General features: G+C 72.6%; 10 protein-coding genes. 5 read left to right on the forward strand and 5 right to left on the reverse strand.

Annotation, left to right across the window (positions count from 1 at the left end):
- Positions 1-306 precede the first annotated feature (306 nt).
- Positions 307-744, forward strand: coding sequence for an SRPBCC family protein (locus tag I4I78_RS24060; protein WP_218613754.1), 438 nt, complete (start codon positions 307-309; stop codon positions 742-744).
- 38 nt (positions 745-782) lie between these two features.
- On the opposite strand, the gene I4I78_RS24065 is transcribed toward I4I78_RS24060, so the two are convergent.
- Positions 783-1,559, reverse strand: a complete 777-nt coding sequence (locus I4I78_RS24065; protein ID WP_218613755.1) for an IclR family transcriptional regulator — start codon at positions 1,557-1,559, stop codon at positions 783-785.
- A gap of 143 nt (positions 1,560-1,702) precedes the next feature.
- Here I4I78_RS24065 and I4I78_RS24070 point away from each other — a divergent pair, with 143 nt between their 5' ends.
- From I4I78_RS24070 to I4I78_RS24080, 3 genes are read left to right on the forward strand one after another with little or no spacing between them, the layout of a single operon-like run.
- Positions 1,703-3,175, forward strand: coding sequence for an aldehyde dehydrogenase family protein (locus I4I78_RS24070; RefSeq protein ID WP_218613763.1), 1,473 nt, complete (start codon positions 1,703-1,705; stop codon positions 3,173-3,175).
- A 40-nt stretch (positions 3,176-3,215) separates the two neighbouring features.
- A complete protein-coding gene (locus I4I78_RS24075; protein ID WP_218613756.1) occupies positions 3,216-4,787 on the forward strand; it encodes an APC family permease in 1,572 nt (523 codons plus the stop codon).
- Complete coding sequence (locus I4I78_RS24080) at positions 4,784-6,358, forward strand: GMC family oxidoreductase N-terminal domain-containing protein (protein WP_308252319.1); 1,575 nt, start codon at positions 4,784-4,786, stop codon at positions 6,356-6,358. Before I4I78_RS24075 ends, I4I78_RS24080 begins: the two co-directional genes overlap by 4 nt.
- 88 nt (positions 6,359-6,446) lie before the next feature.
- Here I4I78_RS24080 and I4I78_RS24085 read toward each other — a convergent pair whose 3' ends face one another.
- From I4I78_RS24085 to I4I78_RS24100, 4 genes are all read right to left on the reverse strand, one after another.
- On the reverse strand, positions 6,447-6,827 hold the full coding sequence (locus I4I78_RS24085; RefSeq protein WP_218613758.1) for a hypothetical protein: 381 nt from the start codon (positions 6,825-6,827) through the stop codon (positions 6,447-6,449).
- Between the two features lie 119 nt (positions 6,828-6,946).
- Positions 6,947-7,729, reverse strand: a complete 783-nt coding sequence (locus I4I78_RS24090) for an enoyl-CoA hydratase/isomerase family protein (RefSeq protein WP_218613759.1) — start codon at positions 7,727-7,729, stop codon at positions 6,947-6,949.
- 75 nt (positions 7,730-7,804) lie between these two features.
- On the reverse strand, positions 7,805-8,572 hold the full coding sequence (locus I4I78_RS24095) for a helical backbone metal receptor (protein ID WP_218613760.1): 768 nt from the start codon (positions 8,570-8,572) through the stop codon (positions 7,805-7,807).
- 81 nt (positions 8,573-8,653) lie between these two features.
- Positions 8,654-9,598, reverse strand: coding sequence for a LysR family transcriptional regulator (locus I4I78_RS24100; RefSeq protein WP_218613761.1), 945 nt, complete (start codon positions 9,596-9,598; stop codon positions 8,654-8,656).
- 68 nt (positions 9,599-9,666) lie between these two features.
- Between I4I78_RS24100 and I4I78_RS24105 the strand changes: the two genes are divergently transcribed.
- Positions 9,667-10,852, forward strand: a 1,186-nt coding sequence (locus I4I78_RS24105; RefSeq protein WP_218613762.1) for an MFS transporter, incomplete at its 3' end; no start/stop codon positions are given.

The raw sequence follows: 10,852 nt of genomic DNA on the forward strand, positions 1-10,852 counted from the left end.
GCCCCAGCGCCGTCCCCGCCGTGTCCAGATCCACCGGATGCACCCGCACGTCCGCCATCGCCTCGTCCTCCCGGGCCGCCGTCGCCTCGCCGGGTGAGGTTCTCAGCCGGTGCCCCGCACCGTGGGCGAACCGGCCGGACCGGTCGCACCCGTGACCGAACGGTCACGATCTCCGCTCGCGCCTGCCGGTCCGCCGGGCGCGCATGAGATCATCTGGCCGGCCGCGGTCGCGCGCGTCATCATGTGTGGCGGTCCGCGGACATCGGGGCCGATCGTGGGCCGGGGGACCGGCCGAGAGGAGCTCCGGTGGTCAGCGTGCAGCGCGTGATGTCGGTGTCGACGCCCGTCGAGACCGTCATCGGCTACCTCGCCGACTTCGGGCACGCGGAGGTCTGGGACCCGGGTACGAAGTCCTGCACCCGTTCCGACGACGGCGGACCGGTCGACGTCGGCAGCACCTGGCACAACGTGTCGGTGTTCAACGGCAGGGAGACCGAGCTCGACTACCGGCTGGTCAGCCGCACCCCGTCCCGGCTGACGTTCGTCGGGGAGAACTCGACGGTCACCGCGACCGACGACATCCGTGTGGAGCTCGCCGACGACGGCGCCACGACCGTCACCTACCACGCGGACCTCACGTTCAAGGGCCTGCTGAAGCTGGCCGCGCCGTTCCTGCGCCGCGAGTTCGAGCGTCTCGGTGACGAGGTGGAGCGGCTCCTGCCGCCGGTGCTCGAACGGCTCTGAGACGCTGCCCCGGCCGAGTTGTTGCGCACCGTGCGAACTCAGCGCACCCAGTGCCCCATCCGGCGGCTGATCTCGGTGGCTCCGGCGACGACGCCCGGCGTGATCTCCTCGATCCGGTCCGGCGGCAGCCGGTAGGCCGGCCCGGACACCGACAGAGCGGCGACGACCGAACCCGAGTGGTCGCGGATCGGCGCGGCCACCGCGTTCAGGCCGACCTCGTACTCCTCCAGCGCCCAGGCGAAGCCCTGGGTGATGACGCCGTCCAGCTCGGCGGCCAGCTTGGCCGGGGTGACCAGCGTGCGCGGCGTCGTGCGCTCGAGGTCGACCAGCAGCTGCTCGCGGTCCGCGGGCTCCGCGGCGGCGAGCAGCACCTTGCCGCTCGAGGTGCTGTGCAGCGGCGTGATCCGGCCCAGCCAGTTGTAGGTGGTCACGGTGGACGGGCCGCGCGCCTGGTCGACGTTCACCGCGACGCCCTGGTCCAGGATCGCGATGTTGACGGTCTCCCCGAGCTCGGAGGCCAGCTGCTCGCACATCGAGCGGCCCTGCTGGGTGACCTCGAGACGCTCGGAGACCCGGCCGGCCAGCGGGATCAGCCCGAACCCGAGCCGGTACTTGCCGCGGTCACCGATCTGCTCCGCCAGCCCGCGCCCCTCCAGGGCTCCGAGCAGGCGGAACGCCGTCGACTTGTGCACCTCCAGCTCGGTGGCGAGCTCGCTCACGCCGGCCTCACCGCGGCGCGCCAGAATCTCCAGCACGCTGATCGCGCGGTCCACCGACTGGACACCGCTTTCCCGTGTGCGCTCCGGGTTGCTCATGGCGCAACCATAACGCGGCGACTCCCGGACGGCGCGAGGCGGTGCGGCCGGTCGCCGGTGTCCGGATGGGACGTTCGGTGGCAGATCCCACCCGACCGCGCACCTGCCTTGCGCTGCACCGTTGCCGGGTGGAGAGTTCCCCGGTGCCGAGTCTCTACATCGACGGAACCTGGACCACCGGGTCGGGCGGAACCGCGCCCGTGATCAACCCCTTCGACGCGAGCGTCGTGACCGAGGTCGACCAGGCAGGCCCGGACGACGTCGAACGCGCCGTCGCCGCTGCCCGCCGCGCGTTCGACAGCGGGCCGTGGCGGTCGACGTCGGCCGCCGAGCGCGGCACGATCCTGGGCCGGATCGCCGACCTGCTGGTCCGGGACAAGGAGGAGATCGCGCGGCTGGAGACCCTCGACACCGGTAAGACACTGCCCGAGAGCCGGATCGACGTCGACGACGTCACCGCCGTGTTCCGCTACTACGCCGGGCTGGCCGACAAGGACGCAGGCCGGCTCGTGGACACCGGGCAGCCGGGCGTGGTGTCGCGGATCGTGCACGAGCCGGTCGGGGTGTGCGTGCTGATCACGCCCTGGAACTACCCGCTGCTGCAGCTGTCCTGGAAGGTGGCGCCCGCGGTCGCCGCCGGCAACACGATGGTGATCAAGCCCAGCGAGGTCACCCCGCTGACGTCGATCCACCTGGTCAAGCTGTGCGAGGAGGCCGGGATCCCGGCCGGGGTGGTCAACATCCTGCTCGGCGACGGGCCGGGCGTCGGCGCGCCGCTGACCGAGCACGCGCACGTCGACATGGTCAGCTTCACCGGCGGCCTGTCCACCGGGCAGGCGATCATCCGGGCCTCCGCCGAGACGATCAAGCGCACCGCGGTCGAGCTGGGCGGCAAGAACCCCAACATCATCTTCGCGGACACCGACTTCGAGCTGGCCGTGGACTACGCGATGCTCGCGGTGTTCCTGCACTCCGGGCAGGTCTGCTCGGCCGGTGCGCGGCTGATCGTCGAGGACTCGCTGCACGACCGGCTCGTCGACGAGATCGTGCGACGCGCGGACCGGATCCGGCTGGGCAACGGCCTCGACGACGGCGTGGAGGTCGGCCCGCTGGTCTCGGCCGCGCACCTGGCCAAGATCGAGAGCTTCGTGCAGTCGGCCCGCGACGAGGGCGCGACCGTGCGCTGCGGCGGGCGGCGCCCGGACGACCCGGCACTGCGGCAGGGCTACTTCTACCGCCCGACCGTGCTCACCGGCGTCACCCGGGACATGCGCGTGATCCGGGAGGAGACGTTCGGTCCGCTGCTGACGGTGGAGCGCTTCCAGACCGAGGACGAGGCGATCGCGCTCGGCAACGACACCGACTACGGCCTGGCCGGTGCGGTGTTCACCCAGGAGATGGGGCGGGCCCACCGGGTCGCGTCCGCGCTGCGCCACGGCACCGTCTGGATCAACGACTTCCACCCGTACTACCCGGGGGCCGAGTGGGGCGGCATGGGCCGCTCGGGGAACGGCCGCGAGCTCGGGCCGACCGGGCTGGCCGAGTACCAGGAGATCAAGCACGTCTGGACGAACACCGCGCCGGAGCCCCAGCGCTGGTTCACCGAACGCAGCTAGCGAAGTGAGAATCAGCGCAAGTTGATATCGGAGGTCAACGATGAGCAGCACTGAGGCATCGCCGCCGGGCTCGACCGCGCCGAAGGGCCCGGACGACGGCCTCGCCGACTTCGGCTACAGCCAGACGCTGGACCGCAGCATCGGCAAGTTCGCCAGCTTCGCGGCCGGGATCAGCTACATCTCGATCCTGACCGGCACGTTCCAGCTGTTCTACTTCGGTTTCGGCACCGGCGGCGCGGCCTACTGGTGGTCCTGGCCGATGGTGTTCGCCGGCCAGGTCATGGTCGCGCTCTCGTTCGCCGAGCTGGCCGGTCGCTACCCGGTGGCGGGCTCGGTCTACAACTGGTCCAAGCGCCTCGGCAGCCCGGCCACGGCCTGGATGGCCGGCTGGATGATGCTCACCGCATCCGTCGTGACGATCTCCGCGGTGGTGCTGGCCTACCAGCTGGTGCTGCCCCAGCTCTGGTCGGGCTTCCAGCTGGTCGGCTCCGCCGCCGACGGCAACGACGCCGCGCTGAACGGGGTGATCCTCGGCGGCATCCTGATCGTGTTCACCACGGTCATCAACGCGATCGGCGTGAAGCTGATGGCCCGGATCAACTCCGCCGGGGTGTTCATCGAGCTGGTCGCGGCGGTGGCGATCATCGTCGTGCTGGCGTTCAACATCGTGAACCCGCCGTCGGTGCTGTTCGACACCCAGGGCCTCGGCGAGGGGGCACCGGGGGGCTACTTCGGCGTCTTCCTGGTCGCGGCGCTCGCCTCGGCGTACGTGATGTACGGGTTCGACACCGCCAGCTCGCTGGGTGAGGAGACGGTGGACCCGCGCCGCACCGCGCCGTCGGCGATCCTGCGCGCGGTCGTCGCCTCGTTCGTGATCGGCGGGCTGATCCTGCTGCTGATCATCCTGGCCGCGCCGGACCTGGGCGACCCGGCGATGGGGGAGAAGAGCGGCGGCGGGCAGATGGTGCTGCTGCAGGTGCTCGGCGGGCCGGTCGGGTCGATCTTCCTGGTCGCCATCGTCGTCGCGATCACGGTGTGCGCGCTGGCCGTGCACACCGCCGCGATCCGGCTGATGTTCGCGATGGCCCGGGACAACGCGCTGCCGGCCGGCTCGACGCTGGCCCGGATCGACCCGGTGCGCAAGACCCCGGTGATCCCGGCCGTGCTGATCGGCGTGATCGCGATCGTCATCCTGGTCGCGAACGCGGGCGTGCCGGAGGTGTTCACCGCCGTCACCAGCGTCGCGATCATCATGATCTACCTGGCGTACCTGCTGGTCACGATCCCGATGCTGATCAAGCGGCTGCGCGGGGAGTGGCCGGACGTGGACGGCCCGGATGCGAGTGGCAAGGCCTACTTCTCGCTGGGCAGGCTCGGCCTGCCGATCAACATCCTGGCCGTGCTGTGGGGCGCGGCGATGGCGATCAACCTGGCCTGGCCGCGTGAGGACGTCTACGGCTCGGGCTGGCTGCGGTTCATCGCGTTCATCTTCATCGGCATCGTGGCGCTCGGCGGGCTGGCCTGGTTCCTGCTGCGCGGGCGCCACCACGTGGGATGCCTGCCCGAGCACATGGCCAAGCAGATGGACGAGGGAATGGGAGGTGCCCCGTGACGGGGGATCCGACGGCGGGACGCTTCGACTACGTGATCGTCGGTGGCGGGTCCGGCGGCTGCGCGCTGGCCGCACGGCTGTCCGAGGACCCGGCCGTGACGGTGCTGCTGCTCGAGGCAGGCCCGTCCGACGTGGGTGACCCGGCGGTCCTGCAGCTCTCGGACTGGATGAAGCTGCTCGACTCCGGCTACGACTGGGACTACCCGATCGAGCCGCAGGAACGCGGCAACTCGCACATGCGCCACGCCCGCGCCAAGGTGCTCGGCGGGTGCTCGTCGCACAACTCGTGCATCGCGTTCTGGACCCCGCGCGAGGACCTCGACGAGTGGGCCGCCTCCGGCCTGACCGGCTGGAGCGCCGACGAGTGCTGGCCGCTGATCGCGCGCCTGGAGACCAACGACGGAGCCTGGGACGGCCACGGCCGCTCCGGCCCGGTGAACCTCATGCAGATCCCGCCGCACGACCCGTGCGGCGTCGCGCTGCTCGAGGCCGCGGCCGCGACCGGGCTGCCGACGGTGCGGTTCAACGAGGGCGTCACGGTCACCGAGGGCGCCGGGTTCTTCCAGGTCAACCGGTTCCCGGACGGGACACGCGCGTCGTCGTCGCACGCGTACCTGCACCCGGTCATGGGCTCGCGGCCGAACCTGGAGATCCGCACCGACTGCTGGGTCTCTCAGGTGCTCTTCGACGGCGTGAGGGCCACCGGCGTCGAGTACCAGCGCGGGATCGTCCCGGGCCGCGAGACGGTGACCGCGAACCGCGAGGTGATCCTCTCCGCGGGCGCGATCGACACCCCGAAGCTGCTGATGCTCTCCGGGATCGGGCCGGGGTCGCATCTTCAGGAGTTCGGGATCGACGTGCGGGTGGACGCGCCGGGCGTCGGCTCGAACCTCGACGACCACGTCGAGGGCCTGGTCATGTGGGACGCGGCGAAGCCGATGGTCACCGAGTCCACGCAGTGGTGGGAGATCGGGCTGTTCCACCGCACCGACCCGTCGCTGGACCGGCCGGACCTGATGATGCACTACGGCTCGGTGCCGTTCGACCTGAACACGGTCCGGCACGGCTACCCGAGGACCGACAACGGGTTCTGCCTCACGCCGAACGTGACGCGTGGTCGTTCACGCGGCACGGTCCGGTTGCGCACCAGGGACTTCCGCGACCGGGCCCGGGTCGACCCGCGGTACTTCACCGACCCCGAGGGCCACGACATGGCCGTCATGATCGAAGGAGTGCGCCTGGCCCGGCGGATCGCCGAGCAGCCCGCGCTCAAGGAGTGGATCGCCTCCGAGCTCGCTCCGGGCCCGGACGCCGTCACCGACGACGACCTCGCCGACTACCTGATGAAGACCCACAACACCGTCTACCACCCGGCCTGCACGGCCAAGATGGGCACCGACGACGACCCGACGGCCGTCCTGGACCCGCAGCTTCGTGTCCGCGGCGTGCAGAACCTGCGGGTCGCCGACGGTTCGGCCCTGCCGTTCCTGCCGGCGATCAACCCGAACATCACCACCATGATGATCGGCGAGAAGTGTTCGGACCTGCTCAAGGCCGCTCACCCCGCCTGACCGGGCCGTAGTCGTGAACCACGACGAGCGTGCGGCGCTCGTCGTGGTTCACCGGTGTCGGCCCCAGGTTCCTGCCGGGCAGGCGGGGTCAGCGGCCTCGGCGGGTGGTGGCGGCCAGGAGCGCGGCGAGGCCGCGGGTGGTGCTGTAGCGGGTGCAGTCGCACGCCGCGCACTCGCTGCCGGCGCGGAAGTGCTCGTGCGCGTCGGCGTCGTGGCCGCAGCGGCAGTGGTGCACGCCGGTCGTGGCCGGGACCTCGGTCCGCGGAGGGGCCTCGGTCCGCGGAGGGGCCTCGGTCCGCGGAGGGGCCTCGGTCCGCGGAGGGGCCGAGCGCTGGGCCGGGATCGCAGGGACCGCGGCTCCGGTGGCCGGTGTCTCCGCGTCCGGGACCGGCGCCGTCCTGTCCGTTCCGTCCGCCGTGCCGTCGCCTGTCGTCCGGGTGTCCATGGTCCGGCCGAAGCTGTCGCCCATTGTGATTCCCCGATCGCGTTGCGTTGTCCGACAACGGGTGTGTCGGCGACGGGGGTCGAAATATGTCAGTGCGGGACCATGTTCACCCGATGCGGTGACGTGTCGCTCCCGGCGATCGCTCAGCGTCCCTCAAATACGGCGTGACCAGGCCCGATCGTGAGGAAGGTCTGCAGGGCGTTGCGGAGGTCCTCGGTCGCGAACAGCGGGCCGGCGATCGCGGGGACGTCGGCGTCTGCCTTCGCCACGCCGCCGTCGAGGTAGGAGCGCAGCACGGCCTTCGTCGCGGCGTGCGCGACGGTCGGGCCGGAGGCGAGCCGCCGGCCGAGGTCGCGGGCGGCGTCGTCGAACCCGTCGGCGGGCAGGACGCGGTTGACCACACCCCAGGAGTGCATCGTGGCGGCGTCGTAGCGGTCACCGGTCATGACGAACTCGCGCGCCCGCCCGGTGCCGGCGCGCTCGGCGAGACGCCCGGTGCCGCCCATCGCCGGCGTCAGCCCGATCGTGGCCTCGACCAGCCCGAACTGCGCCTGCTCCGTGGCCAGGATCAGGTCGCAGGCCAGCGCCAGCTCGAAACCCCAGGTCAGACAGGTGCCGTGGGCGGCGAACACGGTCGGGCAGGGGAGCGCGGCGATCCGCTGGGAGATCGTGACCAGCGCGGTGAACAGGTCGGTCGCCCCGGCCCCGTCGAGCGGCTCGAACACCCGCACGTCCACGCCGCCGGTGACCAGCTTGCCCTCGAACCGGATCAGCACCGCCCTCGGTGAGCTCTTCTCCAGCTCGCCGATCGCGGCCACGAGTCCCGAGCCCATCGCGCCGTCGAACAGGTTCAGCGGCGGCGCGTCCACGGTGACGACGGCGAGGCCGTCCGCCTGCTCGACGGTGACGGGCGAGTCCGTGGCCATGGGTCCTCCGGGGTGAACGCGACAGGAGAGCCGAGCCTGTCACGCCCCCGCCTCGGTCCGCTCGGACACCCGGCCCTACCGCGGTGGTGTGGACCGGAACAGCGCACGGGGCAGCTGCTGCGCCGCCTCGGTCAGGCTGGGCCCGTACCAGGTGAGCAGACGGCCGCTGACCAGCGCGGACGCGGCTTGGAACGACTCCGGGCCGTCGTCGGCGGTGAACAGGTACGGCTCGTCGGGCAGGACGACGAGGTCGTGCTCCGGGAGGTCCGCCGGGTCGAAGCGCGGGTAGCGCTGCGGGTCGTCCCCGAGCACGTTGTCGATGCCGAGGCGGTCCAGGACCGCGCCGGTGAACGTGTCCGAGCCGACCGCCATCCACGGCTTGCGCCAGATCGGGACGACCGCACGCAGGCGCGGCTGCGCGGGCGTCACGGCCGCCCAGAGGTCACGGGCCTCGCGCAGCCACCCCGGTTCGTCGATGCGGCAGGCGGCGAGCATCCGGGCCAGCGACGCGAACGCGCCGTCGACGTCGCGGATGTCGGTCACGTAGACGGCGAGGCCGGCCTCGCGCAGCGCGTCGAGGTCGGGCAGGCGGTTCTCCTCCTGGTTCGCGAGCACGACGTCCGGCTGCAGGGCGACGATCGCCCCGACGTCGGGGTTCTTCGTGCCGCGGATCCGCGCAACGTCCAGGTCGCCGGGCTGGGTGCACCAGTCCGTCGCGCCGACCACCAGGCCCGGCGCGCTGTGCGCGACCGCCTCGGTCAGCGAGGGGACCAGCGAGACCACCCTGCGGACGGTCGCCGGGACCGGTACCTCGCGCTTCTCGTCGTCGATCACCGGGGCCATGGTGTCGACGGTATCGGGCCGGTGCGGTCGCCGCCGCAGATCGGTGCGCCGGGGGTCACAGCACCGATCTGCGCGCGGGGCTCACGGCGCGGATCCGTGCGGGGCGAGCAGGCGCGGGGCGTGCGCGGTCACGAACGCGCGCAGCTCCCGGACCGGCGGGGTCGGGCGGTCGTCGCGCGGGTGCACCATGCCCAGCGTGCGCACCGTGCGCGGGGTGCGCACCGGCAGCTGCACGACCCCGGGGACGTCCGGGGCCAGCGGCAGCAGCGCCACGCCCAGGCCCGCGCCGACCAGGCCGCGCAGGGTGGCCGCGTCGCCGCCCTCGAACGCGATCCGCGGGCCGAACCCGGCCTGCCGGCACCACGCCTCGACGGTCCCGCGCAGCCCGTAGCCGGGGGCGAAACCGACGAACGGCTCGTCGGCGGCCTCGGCGAGGTCCACGGACCTGTCCACTGACCCCGCGGCCGTGTCGACGACACCGTCGCGGCGGTCCAGCCGGTGCCCGGACGGGACGGCCAGGCGCAGCTCCTCCTCGGCCAGCTCGACCGCGGTCAGGCCCGGCTCGTCCGGCAGCGGCGAGGTCAGCGCGAGGTCGGCGACACCCTCGCGGACCCGGTCGAGCAGCATCTCGTGCCGGCCCTGGACGAGCTCGATCCGGATGCCGGGGTGGGCGTCGCGGAACCCGCGCAGCAGCCGCGGCACGGCCTCGGTGCCGAGCGTGGACAGGAACCCGAGGGTGACCCGGCCGTGCGTCCGGTCGGCGTCGCCGGTCAGCTCGTCGACCGCGGCGTCGAGCTCGGCCAGGACGGTCTCGGCGCGGCGCAGCAGCGACCGCCCGGCCGGGGTGAGCCGCACGGTGCGGCCGGCCCGGGTGAACAGCGCGACGCCGAGGTCGGCCTCCAGCCTCGCCATCGCACGGCTCAGCGTCGGCTGCGGGACGCCGATCCGTTCCGCGGCCCGGGTCATGTGCTCGGTCCGCGCGACGGCGACGAACTGCGTCAGCCGCGGCGCCAGTACGTCATGCATGGTTGCATCATAAAGGGCACGAACATGCATTGGACGCATGAGTGGGTCGCGTCGTACGGTCATACGCAATGACAACGACCGAGCGCTCCGCCGCCCCCACCGGCGCCGGTGCCCCCACGGGTGCTGCCGGCCCGCACGAGCGCGGGACGCCCGGCTACCGGCGCCTCGGCGCGGCGCTGTGGTGCTCCGGCCTGGCGACGTTCGTGCTCGTCTACAGCGTGCAGGGGCTGCTGCCGACGTTGTCGACGCAGTTCGGCGTGTCCTCGTCGGTGGCCAGCCTCGTGCTCTCGGCCACGACCGGGACGCTCGCGCTGGCGGTGCTGCCGCTCTCGGCGCTGCTCGAGTCCTGGGGGCGGGCCCGGGTGATGACGTGGGCGCTCGGCATCTCCGCGGTGCTGGCGATGCTCGCCCCGCTCGCGCCGACGTTCGGTGCCCTGGTCGCGGTCCGGGCGCTGCAGGGGGTCGCGCTGGCCGCGCTGCCCGCGCTGTCGATGGCGCACCTGACCAAGGAGGTCGCCCCGCGCCACCTCGGCGGCGCGGTCGGGCTGATGATCGCAGGGAACACGCTGGGCGGGCTGTCCGGGCGGCTGGTCGCGACCCTGGTCGCCGACGTCGGCGGCTGGCGCGCCGGGCTGGCCGCGGTCGGGGTGGTGTCGGTGATCGCCGCCGTCGCGTTCCGGTGGCTGCTGCCCCCGGCGACCGCACCGGACCCGGCGCCGACCCGGCTGCGCGACCTGGGCGGGCCGATCCGCCGGCACCTGCGCGACCCGGGCCTGCTGTGCCTGTTCGGGATCGCGTTCCTGCTGATGGGCGCGTTCGTGACGGTCTACAACTACCTCGGTTTCCGGCTGCTCGCGCCGCCGTTCTCGCTGCCCGCCGCGCTCACCGGACTGATCTTCCTCGGCTACCTCGCCGGCGGCTGGGCCTCCACCGGCGCCGGGCGGCTGGGCGACCGCTTCGGCCGGCGTCCGGTGCTGTGGATCTCGACGGTGATCGCGCTGGCCGGGATCTGGCTGACCGAGCCGGACTCGCTGGTCGCGATCCTGGCCGGCCTGCTGCTGGTCACGGTCGGTTTCTTCGGTGCGCACTCGGTGGCCAGCAGCTGGGTCGGGCGCCGGTCGTCGATGCTCGACGGCGGGGTGCCGGCGCAGGCGTCGTCGCTGTACCTGTTCGCCTACTACGCGGGAAGCAGCGCGGGCGGCGCCGTGGGTGGGGTCGCGTTCGACCACCTGGGCTGGCTCGGGCTGGTCGGCT

Source organism: Pseudonocardia sp. KRD291 (assembly GCF_019263595.1).
Lineage (GTDB): Bacteria > Actinomycetota > Actinomycetes > Mycobacteriales > Pseudonocardiaceae > Pseudonocardia.